This window comes from Paenibacillus sp. V4I3 (assembly GCF_030817215.1).
Taxonomy (GTDB): Bacteria; Bacillota; Bacilli; order Paenibacillales; family NBRC-103111; genus Paenibacillus_E.
On sequence record NZ_JAUSZA010000001.1, the window covers coordinates 5988006 to 6011698 of the forward strand.

26 protein-coding genes are annotated in these 23693 nt (G+C 45.3%); 4 read left to right on the forward strand and 22 right to left on the reverse strand.

Features of this window, described 5'->3' with window-relative positions; genetic code table 11:
- Positions 1-9 precede the first annotated feature (9 nt).
- The 16 genes from yqeK to QFZ77_RS27970 form a co-directional block, all read right to left on the reverse strand.
- Positions 10-576, reverse strand: coding sequence for a bis(5'-nucleosyl)-tetraphosphatase (symmetrical) YqeK (gene yqeK, locus QFZ77_RS27895; protein WP_307444490.1), 567 nt, complete (start codon positions 574-576; stop codon positions 10-12).
- Entirely contained in the window at positions 566-1153 is a 588-nt protein-coding gene (locus QFZ77_RS27900) for a nicotinate-nucleotide adenylyltransferase (protein WP_307444492.1), read from the reverse strand. The genes yqeK and QFZ77_RS27900 overlap by 11 nt, the downstream gene beginning before the upstream one ends.
- A gap of 12 nt (positions 1154-1165) precedes the next feature.
- Positions 1166-1459, reverse strand: coding sequence for a ribosome assembly RNA-binding protein YhbY (yhbY, locus tag QFZ77_RS27905; protein ID WP_029193567.1), 294 nt, complete (start codon positions 1457-1459; stop codon positions 1166-1168).
- Positions 1460-1479: 20 nt separating this feature from the next.
- Entirely contained in the window at positions 1480-2343 is an 864-nt protein-coding gene (gene aroE / locus QFZ77_RS27910) for a shikimate dehydrogenase (RefSeq protein ID WP_307444496.1), read from the reverse strand.
- Positions 2344-2360: 17 nt separating this feature from the next.
- On the reverse strand, positions 2361-3476 hold the full coding sequence (yqeH, locus tag QFZ77_RS27915) for a ribosome biogenesis GTPase YqeH (protein ID WP_307444499.1): 1116 nt from the start codon (positions 3474-3476) through the stop codon (positions 2361-2363).
- Positions 3477-3484: 8 nt separating this feature from the next.
- Positions 3485-3979, reverse strand: a complete 495-nt coding sequence (locus QFZ77_RS27920) for a YqeG family HAD IIIA-type phosphatase (RefSeq protein WP_171643686.1) — start codon at positions 3977-3979, stop codon at positions 3485-3487.
- Positions 3980-4107: 128 nt separating this feature from the next.
- The gene (locus tag QFZ77_RS27925; RefSeq protein ID WP_307444502.1) at positions 4108-4884 is read right to left on the reverse strand and encodes an alpha/beta hydrolase; all 777 of its coding nucleotides are present in this window, start codon (positions 4882-4884) and stop codon (positions 4108-4110) included.
- Positions 4885-4944: 60 nt separating this feature from the next.
- Complete coding sequence (locus QFZ77_RS27930) at positions 4945-7179, reverse strand: transglutaminase TgpA family protein (protein ID WP_307444505.1); 2235 nt, start codon at positions 7177-7179, stop codon at positions 4945-4947.
- The gene (locus QFZ77_RS27935; protein ID WP_307444507.1) at positions 7172-8458 is read right to left on the reverse strand and encodes a DUF58 domain-containing protein; all 1287 of its coding nucleotides are present in this window, start codon (positions 8456-8458) and stop codon (positions 7172-7174) included. The genes QFZ77_RS27930 and QFZ77_RS27935 overlap by 8 nt, the downstream gene beginning before the upstream one ends.
- A 4-nt stretch (positions 8459-8462) precedes the next feature.
- A complete protein-coding gene (locus QFZ77_RS27940; RefSeq protein WP_307444510.1) occupies positions 8463-9422 on the reverse strand; it encodes an AAA family ATPase in 960 nt (319 codons plus the stop codon).
- Between the two features lie 384 nt (positions 9423-9806).
- Positions 9807-9911, reverse strand: coding sequence for a YjcZ family sporulation protein (locus tag QFZ77_RS27945; protein ID WP_307444513.1), 105 nt, complete (start codon positions 9909-9911; stop codon positions 9807-9809).
- Positions 9912-10186: 275 nt separating this feature from the next.
- Positions 10187-10297, reverse strand: a complete 111-nt coding sequence (locus tag QFZ77_RS27950) for a YjcZ family sporulation protein (RefSeq protein WP_307444515.1) — start codon at positions 10295-10297, stop codon at positions 10187-10189.
- Between the two features lie 250 nt (positions 10298-10547).
- The gene (gene spoVAE, locus QFZ77_RS27955) at positions 10548-10898 is read right to left on the reverse strand and encodes a stage V sporulation protein AE (RefSeq protein WP_171643680.1); all 351 of its coding nucleotides are present in this window, start codon (positions 10896-10898) and stop codon (positions 10548-10550) included.
- Positions 10895-11914, reverse strand: a complete 1020-nt coding sequence (gene spoVAD / locus QFZ77_RS27960; RefSeq protein ID WP_307444518.1) for a stage V sporulation protein AD — start codon at positions 11912-11914, stop codon at positions 10895-10897. The genes spoVAE and spoVAD overlap by 4 nt, the downstream gene beginning before the upstream one ends.
- 4 nt (positions 11915-11918) lie before the next feature.
- Positions 11919-12392 (reverse strand): stage V sporulation protein AC, encoded by a 474-nt coding sequence (gene spoVAC, locus QFZ77_RS27965; RefSeq protein WP_307444520.1) that lies wholly within the window; start codon positions 12390-12392, stop codon positions 11919-11921.
- A 27-nt stretch (positions 12393-12419) separates the two neighbouring features.
- Complete coding sequence (locus QFZ77_RS27970; RefSeq protein WP_307444523.1) at positions 12420-13280, reverse strand: DUF421 domain-containing protein; 861 nt, start codon at positions 13278-13280, stop codon at positions 12420-12422.
- A gap of 241 nt (positions 13281-13521) precedes the next feature.
- Here QFZ77_RS27970 and QFZ77_RS27975 point away from each other — a divergent pair, with 241 nt between their 5' ends.
- The 3 genes from QFZ77_RS27975 (at position 13522) to QFZ77_RS27985 (ending at position 15731) form a co-directional block, all read left to right on the forward strand.
- The gene (locus tag QFZ77_RS27975; protein WP_307444526.1) at positions 13522-14355 is read left to right on the forward strand and encodes a phytanoyl-CoA dioxygenase family protein; all 834 of its coding nucleotides are present in this window, start codon (positions 13522-13524) and stop codon (positions 14353-14355) included.
- Positions 14356-14405: 50 nt separating this feature from the next.
- Entirely contained in the window at positions 14406-15395 is a 990-nt protein-coding gene (locus QFZ77_RS27980; protein ID WP_307444528.1) for a LacI family DNA-binding transcriptional regulator, read from the forward strand.
- A gap of 129 nt (positions 15396-15524) precedes the next feature.
- Positions 15525-15731, forward strand: coding sequence for a DUF1657 domain-containing protein (locus tag QFZ77_RS27985; protein WP_057303170.1), 207 nt, complete (start codon positions 15525-15527; stop codon positions 15729-15731).
- 165 nt (positions 15732-15896) lie between these two features.
- Here QFZ77_RS27985 and QFZ77_RS27990 read toward each other — a convergent pair whose 3' ends face one another.
- The 4 genes from QFZ77_RS27990 to galU all read right to left on the reverse strand — a co-directional run bounded on the left by QFZ77_RS27990 (position 15897) and on the right by galU (position 18783).
- On the reverse strand, positions 15897-16037 hold the full coding sequence (locus QFZ77_RS27990) for a hypothetical protein (protein ID WP_047672235.1): 141 nt from the start codon (positions 16035-16037) through the stop codon (positions 15897-15899).
- A gap of 26 nt (positions 16038-16063) precedes the next feature.
- Positions 16064-16822 carry a C1 family peptidase gene (locus tag QFZ77_RS27995; RefSeq protein ID WP_307444531.1) on the reverse strand — a complete coding sequence of 253 codons (759 nt, stop codon included), beginning with the start codon at positions 16820-16822 and terminating at the stop codon, positions 16064-16066.
- 85 nt (positions 16823-16907) lie between these two features.
- The gene (locus QFZ77_RS28000; RefSeq protein WP_307444534.1) at positions 16908-17903 is read right to left on the reverse strand and encodes a glycosyltransferase family 4 protein; all 996 of its coding nucleotides are present in this window, start codon (positions 17901-17903) and stop codon (positions 16908-16910) included.
- Positions 17904-17910: 7 nt separating this feature from the next.
- On the reverse strand, positions 17911-18783 hold the full coding sequence (galU, locus tag QFZ77_RS28005) for a UTP--glucose-1-phosphate uridylyltransferase GalU (protein ID WP_307444536.1): 873 nt from the start codon (positions 18781-18783) through the stop codon (positions 17911-17913).
- A 189-nt stretch (positions 18784-18972) separates the two neighbouring features.
- Between galU and QFZ77_RS28010 the strand changes: the two genes are divergently transcribed.
- Positions 18973-21234, forward strand: coding sequence for a carbohydrate-binding protein (locus tag QFZ77_RS28010; RefSeq protein ID WP_307444539.1), 2262 nt, complete (start codon positions 18973-18975; stop codon positions 21232-21234).
- A 295-nt stretch (positions 21235-21529) separates the two neighbouring features.
- On the opposite strand, the gene QFZ77_RS28015 is transcribed toward QFZ77_RS28010, so the two are convergent.
- Entirely contained in the window at positions 21530-22648 is a 1119-nt protein-coding gene (locus tag QFZ77_RS28015) for a rhamnogalacturonan acetylesterase (RefSeq protein ID WP_307444541.1), read from the reverse strand.
- Between the two features lie 13 nt (positions 22649-22661).
- The gene (locus QFZ77_RS28020) at positions 22662-23687 is read right to left on the reverse strand and encodes a glycoside hydrolase family 88/105 protein (protein ID WP_307444543.1); all 1026 of its coding nucleotides are present in this window, start codon (positions 23685-23687) and stop codon (positions 22662-22664) included.
- Between the last annotated feature and the right edge of the window lie 6 nt (positions 23688-23693).

A 23693-nucleotide genomic window follows, 5' to 3' on the forward strand; every position in this document is an offset into this window, starting at 1 on the left:
CTCCAAGGTTCATGTGTTTATTTGTGTAATCAAATCGTTCCGTGTCAAAATAGTAAGCGGATAAATCCGTTTGCCTTTGGCAAGTAAAAAGCTAATCGTGGAATCAAAACCGGCAACCAGCGCCTTCTCTAGGCTTCGCTCAGCCAGTTCGCGAATGAGATCAACACCCGGAAAATCGCGTCCAGGCTCCATATAATCCGCTAAGCATACGATTTTGTCCATTAATGTCATCTGAACACGACCGGAGGTGTGATACCGAATTGCATCTAGTATCTCCTCATCATGGATGCCAAATTGCTCCTTAGCGATAAAAGCTCCAGCATGGGAGTGCCATAGCTCCTTCTCATAATCCAGCAAGTCCTGGGGCAATCCATTCTCGCGAATAATCTTAGCTTGCTCCTGAACGGGCCAATACTTGCAATAATCGTGCAAAATGGCCGCAAGGTCGGCTTTGGCCGGGTCTCCACCAAAGCGTTTCGCCAAAATAACGCTAGTTTCCATGACACCGAGTGTATGCAGCCAGCGTCGCTCAGGCATTTGTTCCTTTACCGCCGCCATCAGTTCCTCACGATTCATACAAACGGTTCACCTCCATATAACCATTCACCGTATCTGGCACAAGGTAACGGACTGAACCGTTCCTTTGTCTTTCATTACGAATAGCTGTTGACGAAATTTCAACAAGCGGCATGGGTACAATCGTAACTCGATTACGAATGTTAATAGGCATTTGCGACATATCAAGTTCATAACCAGGTCTAGCTAATCCAATAAAGCGAATATGCCGCACAATGTCATCAATGCGATGCCATTGCGGCAAATATTGAACCATATCGGCACCTATAATATAAGCAAATTCCGTACCTGGATATTCCTTGCTGAGCAGCTCAATCGTATCGATACTATAGGATACGCCGCCTTTACTAATTTCGATATCCATTGGACGAAAAAAAGGATTGCCTACCGCAGCAAGGCAAACCATCTCCCAACGCTGCTCCGTCGTCGCTTTCGGCGCATTTGGCTTATGCGGCGGCACATTAGCCGGCATCAACCATACTTCGGTTAGTCCTGCTTCCACCCTCGCTCTCTCCGCCGCGATCAGATGACCGGTGTGAATTGGATCGAAGGTGCCTCCCATTATTCCGACAAGCATGCTTCCACCTCTTTAGCGCGGCAGTTCAATCTTTTTCTTGTCACGCGATTCTTTGTAAAGCACGACGATTTTACCGATAACCTGAACGAGCTCAGCGCCAGACTTCTCGGACAATTCAGTGCCGACCTCGTCGCGGTCTTCTCCACTGTTGTTGAGTACCGTAATTTTAATCAATTCACGAACTTCCAAAGCTTCTTGAATGTGACGGATTAAATGATCGTTCACGCCGCCTTTACCTACTTGGAAGATCGGATCTAAATGGTGCGCCATTGAGCGCAAATAACGTTTCTGTTTGCCTGTTAACATAGATGTCCCTCTATTCATTCTTATTCAGCTAACGACTGTTCTACCACCTGTCTCATCGCCGCAACGGGCGCAGGGGTGCCAGTCCAATATTCAAAGGCAAAAGCACCTTGATAAATAAACATACCGAGTCCGCCATGTATGCGGGCTCCTCTTGCTTCCGCTTCACGAAGAAATCTTGTAATTCGCGGATTATAAATGAGATCGCTGACCAGATGATGCGAACGCAGGAGTTCAAGCGGTAACGGAAGTTCTTCAACATGAGGATGCATGCCGGCCGAAGTTGTATTCAGAACAAATTGGACTTCATCTACAACATGTCCTAGCTCGTCCATGCCAAGTCCAATCGCTTCGGTGTAAGCACTGATCGTTTCGGCAAGCTCCAAGGCGCGTTCTTTGGTACGATTCGCGATGTAGATTCGGCCTGCTCCTTCTTTGGCAAGCGCATAGGCAACGCCTCTGGCAGCTCCACCAGCACCAAGGAGAAGAACACTTTTCCCTTTCAGATCAATACCCGTCTCTTCCTTGAGCGATCGCACATAGCCAATACCGTCTGTATTGTAACCGATGAGCTTACCAGATTCATTCACGATGGTATTCACCGCCCCAACGATCCTAGCCCCTTCATCGATTTCATCCAAGTACTGCATAACTTCCACTTTATGCGGAATCGTTACGTTGATACCTCGGTATCCTAATGCCCGTATCCCGCGAACAGCATACCCAAGTTCTTCAGGACGAACGTGGAAAGCAGCGTAAACTGCATTAATACCCGCTTCCTGAAAAGCCCGATTCAACATAATCGGGGAACGGGAATGCCGTATCGGATCTCCGAAAACCCCATATAGAATGGTATGACTGTCAATCGTCGTCATCAGTTTCTCCATGTTCTCCTCTTGTCCCCCTAAATCAACGACTCACGCGTGATCACCTTAATCCCCTTCGGCGCATGAATGGCAAGCTGAGCACCAGCTAAACTGTTCACTTTAATCCAGCCTAAACCAGAGATCAGCACATCCATTTGTTTCCCCCTCGGAATATGCAGCGGATGCTTCACAAGCTTAGGCAGCTCGTCTAAGTCCGCTAGGTTAGGTGGCGCAAGCATGACACCTTTGTGTTCTTCATACAAATCATCAGCCTTTTCTAGCTTTGTACGATGAATTTGAATGGCATTGGACGTGTAGCAAGTGAACGACTGATGTTCACCGCTAATAAAATCAAATCGAGCTAAGGCGCCAAAGAATAACGTCTGCGCTTCATTTAATTGAAACACCATCGGCTTAAGTGGTTTGTCAGGCATGATTCTAGTTAAATCACGCTTTTTCACGACTTCAGTTAATCGATGAGTGTGCACGATTCCTGGTGTATCAACAATAAACCGACCATCATCCAGTGGGATTTTGACCAGATCCAGTGTTGTACCCGGGTACTGCGACGTCGTAAGCTCCGACTCCAGATCACTATAATCACTGATTAAGCGGTTAATGAGCGTCGATTTACCGACATTTGTTGCACCGACCACATAGACATCCATGTTGCCGCGATATTCCTGCACAGCTGTAATAACACGATCGAAACCAATGTTTTTCTTCGCACTGCAAAGGATGATATCAACAACCTTGAGGTTCTCCTCTTTGGCTCTGCGCTGTACCCAGTTAATGATCTTGTTTGCGTTCGTCACTTTTGGCAGCAAATCAATCTTGTTTACGACCAACAGAACAGGATTCGTACCCACAAAGCGTGCAAGACCGCTAATCATACTGCCTTCAAAGTCAAAAATATCTACGATTTTCACAACCAGAGCTTTCGTTTGACCGACATGTCCTAGTAATTTAAGAAAGTCGTCCTGCTGCAGTGTGATACTCGAAGATTCATTATAATGCTTGATGCGATAGCAGCGTTGACAAATAACCGGTTCCTTCTGCATCGCTTCAGCCGGGATAAAGCCCAGCTTACCCTTTTCTTCCGTTTGCAGCAATACGCCGCATCCCGCACAATGATTAATCGTTTCTGTACTCATGAATCCTCCTATTTCTTCATCCTTGCTAAAGCCCATTTCTCAATACGGCGATTGATTTTCGTGAAAAAACCCTCATCCTTAATTGAAATGGGTTGAACAAGGATCGTATATAGCCCCATCCGATTGCCGCCAAGCACGTCTGTTAACATTTGATCACCAATGACAGCTGTTTGTCTCGCATTCGTACCAAGCAGCTTCATGGCTCTGTGGAATGAAACGTTCGTTGGTTTCTTAGCTCGGTGAATGAATGGAATGCCAAGCGGCTCCGCAAAGGCTGAAACCCGTCCATGATTATTATTGGACACGATGACGACCTTGAAGCCCATTTTTTGCAAACGGTTCAACCACTCTATTAACTCCGGAGTCGCATGCGGATCTCGTGCGCCTACGAGTGTATTATCGAGATCTGTTATAATACCACGGACACCAAATCCCCATAGGTGATTGGCATCAATATCATAGATCGTATGTACAGACTGTCTGGGAACTAGCTTTTTCAGCAAACAAATTACCTCCAACTGCTTCCTCGCAAAGCGGAGAGACTTTGAACTACGTTCAAAGATCCCTTATATACGTGAAACTATACCATAGTGATCCACTTGTTGCAAAAAGAAAAGAACATATTTTCCCACTAGGAACGGGCCGGAAGCGGTAACCAGTTCAATACATTTTGAATTTTACGGTCCCAATAGCCCCATTCATGTTCCCCTGGCTCTTCTTCATAGGTCAGATCCATACCCAATTTGCGGCAATAATCTCGGAATCGAATATTATCTTCATAAAGGAAGTCTTCCGTACCGCAGCATTGATAAAGCTTAGGGGATTGTCTAGTCGCGCCTGACAACTGCTCAACCAAATAAAACAAATCATTCCCGCTGCCTTTAATCTTGGATACATCTCCATAAATCAGTTTGAAATCGTCAGGAAAGTTCAATGCTCGGTCCGATATATCCAATGCCCCCGATAAGCTTGCCGCTGCTGCAAACCGATCTGGATGTGAAAGTGCCAGTTTCATCGCGCCATAGCCACCCATTGACAGGCCTGCCACATAATTCAATTCTCTTTCCTCAGCTAGTGGGAAAAATGATCGCGCTAAAGCTGGCAATTCTTCACTAATGAATGTCCAGTATTTCGGCCCAAACGCCATATCGGTGTAAAAGCTGCGATTGACGGCAGGCATTACAACTGCTATCCCCAATTGCGAAGCATACCGTTCTATCGAGGTTCTTCTCATCCAAATGGTATGATCATCAGATAAGCCGTGCAGCAGATATAGTGTAGGATGCTTAACCCCATAAACCGCAGATGCCAACCCGATTTGATTTTGAGCCGCTTGCGGCAAAATAACGTTCATGGATGCTGAAACACCAAGGGAATCTGAATAAAAATGACAGTCGATAAAAGCCATAAATAATAATCTCCTCTCATAGGAAAACCACCCCCTCGAAAGGTGAGTGGCTTCTTGGTCCTATTTCATTTGTTCTTTTAATCGAATAATAGATTGACTAACGGTCTGATAGTCGACTTCCGTGGAATTCTCCTGACTGTACTTCGCACGCTCAAACAGCTCGAGCACCGTTTCCAGTTCTTTTTTCATCCACTTGCTTTGGTTCGACCACCTTGTCGTCGCTTCTCGCATTGTTTCGTACTCATGTCTCGTGTAGCCCTTGCGACGGCTTAGCCGCAGCAGTTTTTCGAATTCAACGATAATTTTCTGATTAAAATTAACAACTTGTCTTTTCTTCCTGCGGGTTCGCCATGCTCTCCAGTTGTCGCTTTTCAAAATAAAGAATAGAACTACTGCAACTACCGCGGCAGCTGCTACACCACTTAATGTCAACCACAACCATGTAAGGCTCGGAGCCTCTTTTGTTTCGTCTGGCAAAGTAACTGGGTCACTATCTGTTGATAGATCAACAGGTGGCGGTGTTTGCTCTGGGAACACATTCGGCAGTTTGAAGCCTGAGGTCGGTTCAAAGGGGATCCAGCCAAAGCCTTCAAAGTACACTTCAACCCACGAATGAGCGTCTGAATTTCTAACTGTATAGGTACCTGCTCCATCTGTATCGATTTCAGAACCCAGTTGACTCAAAATACCTAAATCCCTAATTTCCTCAGGAATCGGTGAAGTACCCGATGAATAACCTTTCACCCAACGAGTTGGAAGCCCAATAGAACGGGCTAGTACAGCCATAGACGATGAGTAATAATCACAATACCCTTGCTTCACTTCAAATAAGAAGCGGTCTACGAAATCTTTGCTCTTGCCCTTACTTTCATCCGGGGTATTCGTATACGGATAATGATCTGATAAATACTTCTCGATCGACTTCGCTTTGTCATAAGGATTCGTCGCTGCCTTGGTAATTTCAACAGCTAGCTGCTTCACTCGTTCAGAAAGGTCGGCAGGCACTTGTAGATACTCCGCCCATTCCAGTTGATTGGCATAGTCTGATTTGACTTCTCGCAATAACGCTTCTTCCAGTATAGGTTCCTGGGTAACAATTGTATAATCTTTAGGATAATTATTTCTTCCTACATAGCGCAGCTCAGACTGACGCGGAGACCATATCAGGCGTTGAAACGGGTTCTCACCTTTATTCACTTCCACAATCTTCTGGATGGCGAATCCCCCGAACAAAACGGGAAATACTTCCTCTCTATCCATGACAACCGTTTGTGTCACTTCTTTGGTTTTCAAAAGTGACAGATCAAATCGCGGATCTAGCGGCAGCGGATTACCATTCACACGATTGACTGGCAATTTCCGTTCTACAGGGCTAAGATCCCAGCCTTTTCCATTATATAGCGATCTCGTTTCGCCTCGGAAATAGGTTCTCTTGCTCGTTTCAACGGTCATAACCGGCGTGTAATCATAACGAAAACCGCCGCCAAGTCGGCTATCATCTCGACTATAGCCGGAAGAAGCATCGGCGTTCGCAGATGATGTGATGCTGACTCCTTTTCCAAGTAGAGGGACAGCTTCACCACGGCTAACTTTCCAAGCTGTGTAAGGATCCGTTAAGATCGGATTCACAGTTGGCGCTAGTAGACCCACTAGAAAAGTGACACCGACAATCAATAGAACTGGAATAATAAGGGTGGACGGGTAATCCGTAATCGTCTCCCAAATGACCGGAGCCCGTCTCTTCAGTTGACTAAAATGCTGCACCATCAACAGTGAGAATCCGCAAAATATGACCATAGCTACTTGCGGCCACAAAAAGATCATACTGAAGGAATCACGAATTGCAAAAAATAAAATACTGACAAAAATAAGGACAAATACACGCAGTCTCGATTGGATAGACCACATCGCAAACAAATAAGTCATCCATGCAATTAAACTAAACCAAATGTATGGTTCCAGCTGCCCTGCATTCAGAGCAATCCATTTCACCGCATCTTTCCATGTTGTCACATTAACGGCCACAAAATGATAGCTCAAACCAATTCCATGCAGCCATATAATCAAACCGAATTGTATCAAGGAACGCCAACCGCGATGTAAGTGGGGTATGAGGTAAGTTACCGCTACAATTGAGAGGGTTCCCGTCACAAAAGCGACCGTTTCAGGCAACCAAAGCCCATCTTCTTTCATGATCCAGATGACAAATTGATAAAGGAAAATACCAGTAAGAATTGCGGTTACTCGCTGTGACCAATCTGTCAGTAAAATCCTTTTCCATAATACGTTAGGCATAACGTTTCGCCCCTCCCAACAGGTTAGGCAAGTCCGTCAACTGACTAACCTCATAACCCATATAGCCTTGTGAGCGAATCGCCTTTATCCAATCCTCCTGATTGCCTTCCATGTCCACCCCTTGCGGTTTGAATGCATGGTTGGACTTCGCACGAACCCAGATATGGCATGGATTCATCTGAAGATGTTCCAGGTGATGAATCACCTGAATCATCTCTGAACCCTTTTGCGGAGAAATAAGTACAAAGAAGCAGCCTGCTGGCCATTCCCTCGAGCGTTCCTTGATGATTTGGTGAAGTGAGTGATAACCATCTGCCTCTACACCGACCAAATGCTGTATGATTTGTTTGTGATGATTCTGACTTTGCTTCGGTTCAAAATACGTGGATTCCTTTCCAATCGAAAGTAATCCCAGTGCTAAGTCACGACTCGCTCCATAGCGAAATAAAGAAGCTGCGACAGATACCGCTAGTTCAAATTCGGCAGCATCCCGATAGGCGCGGGCATTCCGATCCAATAGAATAATCGTCTTGGGAAGGGATTCTCGCTCGAATTCTTTGGATTTCCATGTACCTGTCTTCGCAGTGGCATTCCAATGTATACGTGATAAGCGGTCTCCATAAATATATTCACGGACACCATTAATTTGCGTCGTTTCACGATGTGCTCGTGTCGTTGTGGAATGATGCTGCATACCTTTAAGCATTTGGTGAAATTGCGCCCATTCCCGAATAGCAACCGTTTGTGGATAAACAGTGATCGACTGTTGAAGCTCTAAACGGCCCTTATGCTGAAAGAAACCAAAAATATCCTCGGTTAAGCACTCCGTTTCACCAAACCAATAATACCCTCTTCTTAATGGTGGTGTACTGTAAAGTAATTCGCCTCTACGTTTCCAATCCGGCACAATGGAGCCTTCGAATATGGTCTCTTCCCCATTCTGTCGAATAAGCTGATCTTTAATCATCATATAAGGAATAGGCCAGTACCCTGGAATTTGCACGCCAATACCAATCTGCAACGATTGCCCAGCTTCTATCTGAGTTTCTTGCCCTACATTCGCAAGTTTGCGTGTACCTTGCGCACGTTTAATTCCACTCCAGTTGCCAGAGAGTAAATAGGCGGACAATAACGTGATAATGATAAAAAGCATAGAGGCCAGCTTCCCACCTTGAAACAACAGGAACATTAAACTAGCTGTGAAACAAGAAATAAGAAGCCATAGAGCTGCCGGAAACCGGGGAAGTTCCCCGAATCGTTTGAATACCGGTCGATTCATAGGCTCACTTCTCCAATCGAACCGGCACGCGTACTTGCTCGAAAATCGCGCCGAGAACTGAGGAAACCGTGGCTCCGTCCATACGGGCTTCGGAATGAAGAATCATTCGATGACCAAGAACATAAGGAGCAAGGTATTTAATATCATCAGGAATCACATAGTCTCTTCCATGGAGGAACGCAAAAGATTTGGAAGCTAAAACCAATGAAAGCGTTGCCCTTGGGCTGGCTCCCAGGAATACGGCCTGATGTTCACGTGTTTTTCTTGTAATGGTCACTAAATAATCGGCTACTGCTTCATCCAAGTGTACATGACGAACTTGTTCCTGGATGGCTAACACTTGAGACGTATCCATGATCGCCTGCAGCGCCTCCATCGGATGCGCTTTGCTTTGGGACGTAATCATTTGCTTCTCGGCAGCTTCACTTGGATAACCTAGACTTAGCTTCATCATGAATCTGTCAAGCTGTGCTTCAGGCAAAATATATGTGCCTTCGAAGTCAATCGGGTTCTGGGTCGCCAGCATCATAAATGGGGAAGGAAGTTCGTGTATATCACCATCGACGGTGATATGTTGTTCTTCCATTGCTTCCAGTAAAGCTGACTGTGTCTTGGTTGTTGCCCGATTAATTTCATCGACAAGTAAAATGTTCGTCATAATCGGTCCTGAACGGAACAGGAACTTCTCTTCTTTGGGATGATATATAGAAACACCTGTTATATCGGAAGGTAATAAATCCGGATTACATTGAATGCGGCGAAATTGACCATCTATGGATCGAGCAAGTGCTTTAATCAGCACTGTCTTGCCAGTACCCGGCACATCTTCAAGCAAAACATGCCCACCGGCCAGCATCGCAGTTAGCAACAATTCAATCTCAGAGCTCTTGCCGAGAATGCATGATTCCAAATTCGCTTTCAACCTAGCTAGAACTTCTACATGATGATGGGTGGCAGTTTCCATTTGTGATCCTCCTTAGAGTTTTGCTCAGCAAAACTTTCTTCGAAAGCGCTACTGAGTTTTCGTAAGAAAACTTACGTCGTAAGCAGATGCTTAGTCTTCAGAAAGTTTACGACAAAAGCATTCGCTGCGTTTTTCTTTGCAAATTGCGTTTGTGCTGCCATTTATGGTGAAAATACTTCCATAAGTCCGTATTCCTCAAAAATGATAGGAAAATGAGCGTAAATCTAGTTTACAGTAAAGTTTTTCTTCCGTATACTTGTAAATCCTCTAAATTTATTTGTTAAATTTAACCATCCATAGCGGTTTACGATGAGAAGCAAAAAGAAAGAGATCCACAGCAACGTGCTGTGGATCTCAATTTAATATATTACCTATTGCTGCGTATCATATTGCAAAAGTCATAGTAATAATCACCAACAAAATAAAGAGAACCAATACTGCTGCTGAACTACTACCGCCATATCCTGCTCCTGCTGCTGAATATCCCATAAATTAGTCACTCCTTTCATGTGATCGCTGTCTAGGTACTACCAAAAGAAGAAAACGGAGACCTATGGAAGAATGCTTACGGATTTGGCATTTGAACGAAGATAGATTTTGTCACGCGTGCTCTTAGCCAAAATTCCCTCTAAAATTTGCCCTTGTCGTGTCATAACGTAAACATGTTTGCCCATAAGGGATTTTAGCCGATTATTGTCGATTGACATTCCTATAACCACCAATTGTTGAATTCTCTTAAAAAGCTTGAGGTGTGTTGTTATGAATTACCATACAAATGCGCTGGTAATAATAACCAAAAGAATGAAAAGAACCAAGACAACAGCCGTACTAGTACCCAGACCACCGCTATAACAACCTCCTGCAGCATAACCCATTCCACTTCGCTCCCTTCTGCTATCAGATGGTCTATTGTATTTCAACGGCATTTGAAATGTATGGACAAATGTCAGATAGTAAAGGCCTGTTTTAAGATTAGGATCAATAATCGCTGTTTTTTGAATAAACGCATGCAAAATGCTGATAAATTAGATTTTTTCTGTAAGTTCCATCAAGGTTTTTATGAAGCTGAACCATAATTATAAAAGGGGCTATCCTTTTGGGACAGCCCCTTGCCAAGCATTGATCTTATCCTTTGGGTTTGACAAATACGGCAGCTATGAAGGAGAAAATGATCGCCGCGGATACCCCCGCGCTGGTCACTTTAAAAATACCGGTGATGATCCCTATATAGCCGTCCTTATGAAGTTCTTCTAACGCCCCGTGCACAAGAGCATTGCCGAAGCTGGTAATCGGAACAGTTGCACCCGCACCAGCAAATTCAATGAACGGATCATACAAATTACAGCCGTCTGCTATAGCGCCAAGCACGACAAGTGTGCTCATGGTATGAGCGGGTGTCAGCTTGCCCACATCCATCAAAAGTTGGCCAAATACACAGATGGCTCCGCCTATCAGAAAAGCCCAAAAAAAGTTCATGCGTACAACCCTCCAGACTCAATTGAAACAGCATGTGCAATGCAAGGAATGCTTTCCCCTTGTTGAAAAGTAAGCGGTGAAAGCAAAGCTCCAGTCGCTACGACTAGGATTCGCTTCAATTCGCCACTCTTAATGCGCTTTAGGAGATGACCATAAGTGACGGTTGCAGAGCAGCCACAACCGCTCCCTCCCGCTTGGACAGTCTGCTTCTCGCGATCATAAATGATCAACCCACAGTCGTTATATGTCGTTTGATCAATTGGAAACTTGTGCTTCTCGAATAGTTCGCGCGCAATATTCACACCCACTGTTGCCAAATCACCGGTGACGATTAGATCGTAATAACTAGGCTCAATATTCAGTTCTCGGAAATGAGTTTGAATGGTATCTACCGCGGCCGGCGCCATCGCAGCGCCCATATTAAACGGATCCGTAATGCCCATATCGACGATCCGTCCGATTGTGGCCGAGGTGACGACGGGTCCGTCACCGGTCTTGCCAAGCACAGCGACCCCAGCGCCGGTAACTGTGTATTGAGCTGTCGGCGGCTTCTGCGATCCGTATTCCGTCGGATAACGGAACTGCTTCTCCGCCGTACAGTTATGGCTGCAGGTGCCTGCCATCACGTAGTTGGCAGCCCCCGAGTCCACCAGCTGCGCGGCTATCGCCAGCCCCTCCATCGATGTGGAGCAAGCGCCGAATATGCCGAGATACGGCATATTTAATGTGCGCACAGCAAAGGTATTGGAGATGATCTGATTCATCAGATCGCCTCCAATATAAAACTGTATGTTGCCGCCTTCGAGCCCTGCCTTAGCAAGTGCTCGTTGCGCAGCTTCCTCTAGCAGTGCCTTTTCGGCTTTTTCCCACGTTTTTTGACCTACGGTCAAATCACCGTGGACAATATCGAAATCCCCACTAATTGGCCCCTGGCCTTCATCAGGTCCTACAACCGTCCCCGTTGATAAGATCACGGGGCGATTCTCAAAGACCCAGCTCTGATGTCCCTTCAGCATAAGGTCAACCCCCACCCGTAATGATAAGATGTACGATACCTACAATAAAGGCTGCGACGGTTCCGAAGACAATGACGGAGCCAGCTAACTTGAACATATTACCGCCTACCCCAAGCACAAGTCCTTCCGCCCGGTGCTCAATAGCTGCTGAGCATAACGAGTTTGCGAAACCTGTTACTGGAACGGAGCTTCCCGCTCCGGCCCATTGGGCTATTTTATCGTACACACCGAAGCTCGTCAGTATGACGGATATGATAATTAACACGGCAACCGTTGGATTCCCTGCCGTTTTTTCGGTAAAACCAAACCAATTAACGAACATCTCCATGATACATTCACCAATTAAACAGATTGTCCCTCCAACGAGAAAGGCTCGCAGGCAATTAATTAGAACGGGTCTTTTGGGCTCTTGCTTCTTCGCTAGTTTCTGATACTCCTGCTGCGTCATTGTCAAGTTCTTCTTCTTGTTGTTGGCCATGTTGTCCCTCCAGCTTCCTCTAACGCCCTAAGTTCTTAGAATCATATGCAGATCCTGAATGACCTTCGTTAACTGCACCGAACATGCCTCGTACATCTTCTTTGCTTGCGGATGACTAGTCGTCAATGAAAAAAGTTCAAGATCTGCCTCACACTTCTTCAAAGTGGCTAATAATGCAGGCCTTTCAATCGGTTGAGGCACTTTTAATTTATCATCATAGAGATCGACAGTTAATTCGCCATGCGTGTCTACTTGTGCGAGGAACACATTCTCCTTCGTTACTCCTAGCTTATCCAGTTCCGTATGTAGCCATCCTCTTCCTCTTCCTGTTGCGGCCAAGGGTTCATCTTGTATGACGCCATCCATGATGACGGACTGCGTCGGTTTCTCAATATTCAGCTTCATGCCCAAATGATTAGGTGTCAGAGGCTGGAGTTCACTTTTGAGCAGAACACTTAAATCACCACTAGCCTCAAGCATAGCGAATTCAACATCTGCCATGCGAAAAACACTTTTGGTTCGCAGCTGCGCCAGCAGCTCGTCGCCCGTGTAACGCTCTTTTTTCAAATTGTCCTCAAGAATTTTGCCATCTTTTATCACAACCGTTCCTTCACCTTCAAACCAAAGTCGTAACGTCTTACTTTTGAGCGTTAGAATCTCCAGTGTTAAAGGGATGAGAACCCAGACGAGAATAGCGATGACCCCATGCCAGAATCTGAATTCCACATCTGTGGAAATAGTCCCAGCCAAGTCCCCAATCGTAATTCCGAGAACATATTCAAAAAAAGTCAGTTGAGATATTTGTTTTTTACCAAGAATTCGCGTCAGTACAAACAAAAAGACTAATGCGAAAAACGATCTGATTACGATACTCACCCAATCTGCCACAAGCTTTCCCTCCCCTTTCCTAAAGCTCGAAACAACCTCATTATGTGCTATTTAGGCAGCAAGTATGATCAATTTGAGTTGGATTTAAATGTTAACTACGCGAGCGAAAAAATAGGCTTGCAAGTTTGAATTTACACGAGTAAAATACATTTTATAACAAATGGATAAAGAGTAACTTACTCCTTATCCATTTTATTTTTAACATTTTTTACACGAGTAAAACACAAGGAGAACAATGAGAATGACGACAGTGATCCTGGATATCCCCGAGCTCTCACGACAATTTGAAAAGGACGGTTATTTATTGCTTCGCAATGTACTTTCGGAAGAAAGGATAGCAGAATTGAATAGTGCCGTTGACGGCATCCTTTCCGATGAGCAGGAGTCATTATCCTACAATATTTACAATAGCGTAGAACGAGACCCCACAATTTTGTCTTTAATGGACAATCCGACACTGCTTCCACTTATCGTTAATTTGATGGGTTATAACATCCAACTTCATATCTCACATCTGACCGTTCGCAAACCAAATCCCAATGATCTCAAGACTGAGACCAACAGCTTCATTCACTGGCATCAGGATGGACCAGCGCCCAAATTCCCAAGTATTAACGGACTAACATCCACCTACTACATTAAAGTTTGTTATATTTTGAGTGATATGTCTGAGCCAGACCGCGGGAATACGAAAATCATTCCGGGCAGCCATAAGTGGCCAGATTATCAACCCGTTCAAACCGATGTGAATGTGCCTTTACTAGAAGAAATGCAGATTTGCGGTAAGCATGGGGACGTATTCCTATTTGCACAAAATCTTTGGCATGCCGGTTCCCCGAATCGCTCCGACTTCACACGTCGACAATTATTTATCGGCTATAGTCCGATTTGGATGAGGCCTATTGATTACCATGCTGCTTCCCCAGCTCTACTCGAAGGGGCAGATCCGATTCGCCGCCAACTGCTAGGTGCAATTAGTGAAAACTATTTCAAATTCTACGTACCGGATGAGTCAATGGTCCCGCTTAAAGAATTGTGGTTAGGCGATGCTGCATCGAAAAGCGAGTACATTTAGATTTGTCCAAATTTATGATACCCTTGAGGAAAAAAGAAAGGGAGCTCCCTATGATTACCAGGAAAGAAGTTGCAGACCGGGCAGGTGTTTCAGTAGCTGTCGTATCCTATGTACTTAATAATCGAAGCATCGTCAAAGAGGAAACCAGGCAAAAAGTACTTGCCGTGATCAATGAACTAGGTTATCGTCCCAATCAAACAGCCCGCAGCCTCAAAACTAGGAAAACAGGGCAAATTGCTGTCCTCGTCCATTTCGTGGGAAACCCCTTCGAGGGTGGATTGCTATCGTATATTGAGAAAAAAGCTAAACTCAGCAATTATTCTGTGTTCTTTCATTCATTTGAACCTGCTCGTGAAGAGGAATTAAAAAATACACTGATGGGGCGTGTGGACGGCATTCTTCTGCTGGGCCAAACGCTAAGTGAGGAAAGTCAGGCATTTTACTGCTTGATGGAGCTTCCCGTTGTATCTCTCATGCATCCAGGTGTTTCCATGCCGAGCATCCCGGTCGTTGATGTGGATTGGGTGACTGAAATGCGGCGGTTAATTGTTCATCTGCGTGAACAGGGGCATGAGCAGATTGCCTTTATGACCGCTGGCGATCTGCAGGATCCGATTGCTTATCGGCTCAATGCTTTCCGCGAAGCCATGCATCACGAAGGATTGAAACTGCCGGAGCCATATATTCTCGAAGGAGCTGGCCGCTTCGAAATGGCTTTCAACACGTTAACAACAACACTAACGCAGGGTTTTGATTTTACAGCCATCGTAGCAGCAAATGATTTGATGGCTGTTGGTTGCCTCGCGGCTTGCCGCGAATCCGGCATTCTTGTCCCACAACAATTGGCAATCGCCGGGTGCGAAGATATTCTAATGTCTTCGCAGGTCTCGCCAGCTTTGACAGCTATCTCTTATCCACGGATGGAGGTTGGTTTGGCAGCGACAGAATTGCTGCTATCACTCATCGACGGAAATAATAGGAAGACACCTCGACTAGAAGGCAAGCTTTCAGTCAGAACTTCTACAGTTGAGTCTTTATGAACAAATTCAATTGGATTTAATTGTTATAAATGCAGGTGAAAAGTTAGGGCATATTAAAGATCGCAATCAATTGAAAAACGATCAATTTGCTTGCTATCCTACACAAATCTTAAAGAAGAGGTGCACAACATGACAGTAGCTTCTCAAGTAAAAACAACATTGGCTTCACTTAAAAGTGCGCAAGCAAGCTTAGAAACATTTGCTCTAGGCACGCAAAATCAAGAAGCTAAACAGTTATATGAAGCGGCCGCCTTATCTGCACAAGACATCGTAAATCAAGTCGCCTCCCGTGTGCAGCAATTGGAAAATGAAGAACCTCAGTACAAAGGCTTCTAGTTAACAAACCAAAACCAGCCGTTTGCGATCGCACGCAGACGGCTGATTTTGCATTAAAACAAAACGATGAATACCAGAGTAAGTAAAACGAACAGAATTAATATAAGCAGTATCAGCTTATCTTTTGGCATTTAAGCCGCCCCTCGTTTCGGATGAGATTCCTATTTATTCCAATGGTTGACCGGATGATTTCCTTAGCTCATTGGCCAAACGATGAAATTCTTCTCTTGCCTCAGCATCCTCGGTTGCCAAATAAGCCGCAGACAAGAACGCAATGATTTTATTTGCATCTTCCACACTTAACATAGATTCAGCACCTCCCTGAAGTCGGTTTATTTACCGGTCCAATAATCGAACGTCATCACGTTATTTTTGAAAAAGGAATAGGGCATGTAACAATAGCCTTGATCTCCCCATGCTTTCCCCCATGAATTCCGCACGATGACTATTCCCTTTCCCTTCTGCTTACCATCCTTATATCCGACGGCCACTAGGGCATGCCCGCCTAACATTTGCTCTTTTTTCCGATTCGGGTACGGGATCCTTCCTGTTTTTGCAGCCAATGGACTTTCGAAGGATTGATACAGCCAGATTCCAAAGACAACAGGCTGGCCATCAGCTAAGGCTGCTTTAATCCCTGCCAAATCATGAATCCGATGATACCCCTCGATACGGTAGGCTCCTGCTGCAGCTTCAGCCTCAGAATCAGGCTTCACTTTAAATTTGGCTATCCGATAAGGCCATTCGGATTCCGGACATACCCCTATTTTATGCAGCACCTTCATGCCATCACGTACGGTAGCTCCCGAGTCCCAATTGATCGTACCCTCTAATTTACGCTCATGCCAATAATGAAAAAGGCGAGATAGCCGTATCGTTGAATCTCGTTCTTGACGAAGCCAATACTCACGCAGCCCGCTTACAATGGCATTCGATGTGCAAGAGCCTAAATTCCCCTGATTTACGATAGGAGACAGCTCCTTGCGCAAATCTACTTTGCGGGGCAATTGCGATTCCCGGATATAATTGACGCTTCGGTAAAAATAATCCCGAAAATCTCTCTGGTCCCGTTTAACCGTGTATTTACGCATCCGTTGCCTCCCCACGGTGTATTAGCCAGAATTGTACTCCAGTATATTCACCCATAGGCTGCAGCGTGCAAAAAAGCACGCATCTCTATGGAATGCGTGCAGGTTGTTGCAGATTATTTTTCATTGCTTTTTGATAAATTTTTAAGTAATTTGTTGTCATTTGGAACGTTGTAAATCTACGAATGACATAACGACGAAGCTCGGCAGGATGCGGATAATTCCCTTCTTTTACCTTTGCAACCATCTCAGAAACGGAACGGCAGATTAATTGCGGAAATCCCGCCATAACTTCGGGTACCGCGCCATGTTTCAAGGCGATTACTGGTGTACCACAGGCCATTGCCTCAATCATGACGAGTCCAAAGGGCTCTTCCCACAGCGTTGGAAACAGCAAACAGCTTGCATATTTGAGCAGCGTCTGTTTATTTTTGCCACCTATGGGTCCAACAAAATGGATATGGGGACTCCTTCTGATACGAGGAGCAACTTCGTTACGAAAAAATGCTTTATCTTTAATTGGTCCAGCAATAATAAGTTTTTTATTCGTTCTCTCCGCAATCTCAATGGCGAGCATGACACCTTTCTCTCTCAGAATACGTCCCATAAATAACATAAAACTGCGCTTTTTATCACTGAATTCATATTCACTAGGATTAAGTCCGTTATATACATAGTATCCGCGATTATTGCCCATCACCTTTCTAGCTCGTTTGGAAACATATACAGGATGTTTCACTAGCTGTTTTACAGGGAGATGCAAGGTACATACCGTAGGGAAATTATGTTTGCTCCGCCCAAGTGCAGAACTGAACGTATGATCATGAATAACATCAACATCCCGCGGCATCTTACTCAAGACATAACTTGCTATTCCTCCATCACGAAGACCCTCTGGGAACGGAATAAGCTTAGCACTAGTTCTACTGCCTCTTGGTGCAAATACCGTGACTCGATGTCCTCTTTGCACAAGGTTTTCGGTCAATTCATGGACAACTTTCTCTGTACCGCCTTGATTCGTGGGTGGCAGCTTCTGTGCATTTGGAAAGTTAGAAATCACCTGCACAATGTGAAGACTTTTCATTCCCCTATCACTCCGTTTCTCTTAACATTTTCTCTATGTGCTCGCGAAGCCATGGCCTCAGACTGGCTCTCTTATTCGCTTCAGAAAGAATCGATGTAATAAAACCTCTATGGTTTCCAATATCATGCCATTGCCCCTTTACCTCACAGGCATAAATGGCTTCGATTTCGTTCAACGTAATCAGTGCGTCCGTCAATTGAATTTCTTTACCTACACCGGCTTTTTGAGTGGCCAAAACATCGAAAATCTGAGGTGTCAAAATGTAACGACCCAGTATGGCCAAATTAGACGGCGACATTGGAAGAGCTGGTTTCTCAATAAGGTCTACTACACTATGAATACCTTCATGCAGGACTTTGGCCTCTACAATTCCATAATCCGAAACGAATTGATCCTCAACTTCCTGAACACCAATAATTGACCTATGATATCGATTATAGTAATGGATTAATTGCGCCAATGCAGGCGTTTCGGCATCAAAAAACGTATCGCCCAATAACACTGCAAAGGGTTCATTTTGAACAAAAGCGCGGGCACACCAAATAGCATGTCCTAGTCCGAACGGCTCGGTTTGGCGAATATAATGAAGGTTGGCTAGCTGGGTTGGCTCCTGCACACGCCCTAGAAGATCAAACTTCTCACGCGTTCTAAGATAACTCTCCAGTTCGAAAGCGGTATCGAAATGATCTTCGATCGCTTTCTTCCCTTTCCCAGTTACTATGATAATGTCTTCAATGCCTGAAGCTACCGCTTCTTCTACGATAAATTGAATGGTTGGTTTATCTATGATAGGCAGCATTTCCTTGGGGAGAGCTTTGGTCGCCGGTAGGAATCGCGTACCCAAACCTGCTGCAGGTATGACCGCTTTTCTAATCTTCAAACATATCACCATCTCTCAATTAAAATTACTAAGCTTTATGTATAAAATATGCAAACCAGTTTCGAATGCCACGGACATGTATCTTTTTCACTCAAAATATACTGGTTAAAACAGGTCATAGGCACTGGGTGAACTTTCAGTTATGATGAAGGTGTGAACATGATCAACTGACAGAAAGGAGCAAACTCCATGACGATGACATCATTCACTAAAGTGTTACTTGGGAGTACCAGTCTCTTATTCATGCTGACCTTAGGGACTCAGACGACGGAAGCAAGGGAAAGTCAATTTACTAGAAATGGAACAGGGCCCCTATATTGGAGCACTTATGAATATCAATACACACGTAATGCCCCTATGAACGAGGCAGAATGGAAGAAAAACATCGATTGGATTGCAAGCGATTACAAAGCATCGGGCTATGACATGATAGCTTCCGACGGTTGGATTGAAGGTGCTCAGCTCACAAATGAGAACGGTTACATTTTATCCCACAATGATAATTGGCAGCATGACTGGGCGTATTGGTCAACCTACATTCAAAATAGAGGCATGAAGCTCGGCGTTTACTATAACCCCTTATGGGTAACACGGAGCGCCGCGGCAGATCCAACGAAAACAGTCGCCGGAACGAATTACAAAATTAGTGAAATTGCCAGCTCCGCAGATAAATTTAATGATGATTTGTACTGGGTAGATGTTACGAAACCCGGCGCCAAGGCGTACATTCAAGGGTATGTGAATTACTTCAAACAGCTAGGTGTTCCCTACCTGCGAATTGATTTTCTCTCTTGGTATGAAACCGGAACAGATAAAGGCAAGACGATTGGAGTTAATCATGGCTCCGAGAACTATCAGACGGCTCTAAAGTGGATGCAGGAAGCAGCCGGCGATGATATGGAACTAAGTCTCGTAATGCCTCATTTAAACAATCATGCAGCTGGCGAACTGCCGTATGGTGATATGGTCCGAATCAATGAGGATCTCGCCCATGGCGGTTGGGAAAACTTAAGCGGTCAACGTCAAAATTGGGTGAACAGCTGGTCGCAGTGGGCCAATCCGTTCCAAGGATTCACTGGATTTTCCGATATCGCTGGCCGTGGTTCCAATATGATCCTGGATGGGGATTTCATCCGCATGAATACCTTCAAAACGGATGAAGAGCGCAAAAGCATCATTCAATTATTCACAATGGCTGGATCGCCAATTGCGATAACGGATCAGTATTCCACGATTGGCAATTTCGGCAGCTTTTACAAAAACAAGAACATGCTTGCGCTCCATAATCAAGGGTTCGTAGGCAAACCTTACTATAATAATGGGCATTCATTTAGCAGCGATCCGGGGGCAAGGAATTCAGAAAAATGGCTTGGACAATTACCAGATGGCAGCTGGGTTGTCGGTTTATTTAATCGATCAGATGAGACAGCCACTCGTTCGGTCAATTATCTGAAAGATTTGGGACTGACTGAATCAGCGAATACAACCGAGCTCTGGACAGGAACTAGCCTGGGCAAACTTACTGCCTACAGCCCGAGTCTAGTGAAACATGCTTCTAAAGTTGTGAAAATTGAACCGGAAGGCACGAAAGCGAATTATGCTGCTGAAGTTGCCACTTGGCTGGGCGGTACGCATTTTAACAATAATTATGCGGGTTATCAAGGATTTGGTTTTGTGGATGGTTTGGGATTGACGGGGGCGAAAATTGTCTATGCAGTCCAAGCAGCTGAGGAAGGTGACTATGCGCTCTCTTATCGTTATGCAAATGCGTCAGGGATGAACAGCACTCTTCATGTAAGCGCAACCGATGATAAGGGAGCTGTTGTTCAACCTTCGCGGGCAGTCACGTTTGGTTCGACTTCAGCTTGGCAGACATGGATGAACCAGAATGATCGCATTCATTTGAAAGAGGGTTTGAACCTGATCACTTTAGAACGCACAGCCTCAGATACGGGTGAGATTCACTTGGATGGTCTTGTGCTCGACAAGAATCAGTTAGCCGACATTGACTCTTCGCTCTTGGAAAATGGGGATTTTGAAAGCGGTGACATTCGAGGCTGGTCGGAATGGCATCCATCAGGTCAGACAGCAAAGTACGGCGTTGATTCTTACGATGCATATAAAGGTAACTACAAGCTCTATTTCTGGGACACCAAAGCCTATAAGCAAAGCATTCATCAAAAATTAACTGGACTTTCAAATGGATCATATACCGTCAGCGCATGGGTCAAAGAGACGTTATATGGAAACAAACCAACGACAGTCCGGATGGAGCTTCGTGAGCATGGTGCTAAGACAGTATACAAGAACATTAGTCCGATCAAAGGGTATCAACGGATTCAAGCAACCGTTAATGTAACGAATGGCAGCTTGGACATCGGCTTCTATGTGGATTCACCGGGTTTAACTTCTTTGCAAATCGATCAAGTTTCCATTGAGAAGATAGACTGATTCAAAATTGACCTGGCTTTTTGGCCAGGTCTCCATCTCTTCCATATGAAATCGAACCTAAAAACATCGTCTCAGGCCTTATTTAGGATTAGGATGGTCCATCCTCCCCCATTTGCCCCAAAACAAATCCCCAGCCTATTGTGATATTTATCACGTTGGGCTGGGGTTATTTGTAATACTCATCACCTTAGAATGGGTTAATTCATGATACTCATCACCCTGACTGGGGGTATTGTGATACTCGCCACTGGATTCCTACATCCTACTTCGTTGGTTTTCTTTAGACAGCCACTTACTAACGCAGATAACGCATAAGCGGCTGGATATTTTGCTTTCTTATACAGTCTACGACCAGCTTGGCGATGGCAATACCGCCTCTTTCCTGGAAATGTGTATTATCCTCTGCGCCTTGGGGGAAGTTAGGGAACTCCCCCGGCCACGCCCACATGAACAATGATTTCGTTTCCTCCGGACCTAGTGCTTCAAACAATTGCCTGCTCTCTTCTGCCAAATCAATCAGGGGGACGTTTTCTTCCTCTGCGAGCTGCTTCATCGCGGTGATATAATCACCATGTGTATCTATGATTTTACCGGCAGTGTCAAAAAATCTTCGCTGCACAGGCGTTACTAGAATCGGGGCAGCTCCCCGCAATCTGGCCTCTTGTATGTAGATGTTCAAATGCTCATTATACGTTGTAAAAGGGGATGTTGCCCGCTCCGTATCCAGCTTCTGATCGTTATGCCCAAACTGAATGAACAGGTAGTCATTCGCATTCATGTGATCAAGGATGGGTGCCAGGCGTCCTTCCTCCAAAAAGCTTTTGGAACTGCGGCCTGATACCGCAAAGTTGGCTACAGCAGCGTCCGCTTTAATAAAAAGCGGCAGCATTTGTCCCCAACCTGTGTACGGATAACCATCCTGCGGTTGATCGGTAACGGTGGAATCACCAACGATGTATAAGGTTGCCGCTTGCGGTGATGAGGTGATTTCCAAAGCGTTAATTCGCGGGGTAACGCCAGAGAAAGCAAGCTTTAGCTGTCCATCAGCCACATGAACGGTAAAGCTGCTAGTAACAAACTCACCTGCTGCCGTCAGTACATCAGCCAATATAAGTCTTCCAGGCCCTGCCTTTAATCCCGTACAAGTTGACGTGATCAGGTCGCCCATAAGTGTCTGAACCGTATAGCTGCCATTCGGCACATCCACAACGAAGATAGCACCAACCGGAATACAAAAATCTTGGCGGAGCGCCGCGGGACGCCCTCGGTCTCGTTCAAACACCGTTGAACCATCCAGAAAGCCGTAGCCCATTTTCTCATTGTAATACGAATGACCACTAACTCTCGTATACCCTTCTTTTGTACAGCTTGAATTCTGTTCTGGACCGAAATTGAACCTGTAGTGTACGTTCATAGACGTTTACCTCCTACCAGTCTTTGCGATTAAGCAAGGATGCTAAGAAAGTAAGCCCTAACCCTTGTCCCCAGCCCTGAATCCGTTTGTAAGGAACCCCTTTGTAGCCGTCAATATCCCTCATTACCGCTGTCCCGGCTGAAACGTGAGTGATTGTCCCATCTTCCGTGATGCGCGAAAGTATGCCTTGAATTGATTTATTCGTATATTTGTTGTAAAGAGGACCTGAACTGATAAGCGCCGCCGCGATACCAGCAGAGCCGCTTGTTTCCAAATAAGCATCCTTGTCCGTCAATACGGTATGCCAAAGTCCACTCTCTTCTTGCAAGCGGACAAGTGCGCTCAATTGATCACGCAGCGAGCCCTCGAGAATCATAAATGAAGGGTGCGTCACATGCACAAGTCTCAGCGCACGAGCCATCGTGATCGCTGCCCAAGCATTGCCACGGGCCCAGAATATGCTCGACATATGATTTTGCGCTAGATGATCCCAGCCGTGGTAGTAGAGATTAGTTGTCATATCTTGCAAGTAATTCTCGTGACCGTGATATTGTTTCAACCCATCTTCGAAATAATCGTCACGCTTTAGCACGGAACCGATCCGCAGGAGGAAGTAACCTGCCATGAACATGGTATCCACCCATGCCTGCTGCGGAAAGTTATAGGTTTCCGAGTTCACCGTGTGCTGGAATATGCCTTCTCCGAAACGCTCAGCCTCATGCTGAAGGAATTCAGCCATTTGGGAAGCAATATCGATATACCGATCTTCGCCAGTTTCTTTGTACAATGTCAGCAAGGAGTGTCCAATGGAGATCCCATTAACGGACAGCTTAGGCAAGCCATCCTCCAGCTTCTCATCGATCCAATCTTTCAGCAGCTGCAGATATTCCTCCTTGCCCGTCGCTTCATAGGCTTCGGTTACGCCATAGAAGGCTACACCACCCGGCCAATCCCAATTAAAGTCCATTCGGAACGTTCTATGAACTACACGGTCAATCACCTTGCGAATTTCATCTGGATCGAATTGTAAGGCTGGCATCTCTTC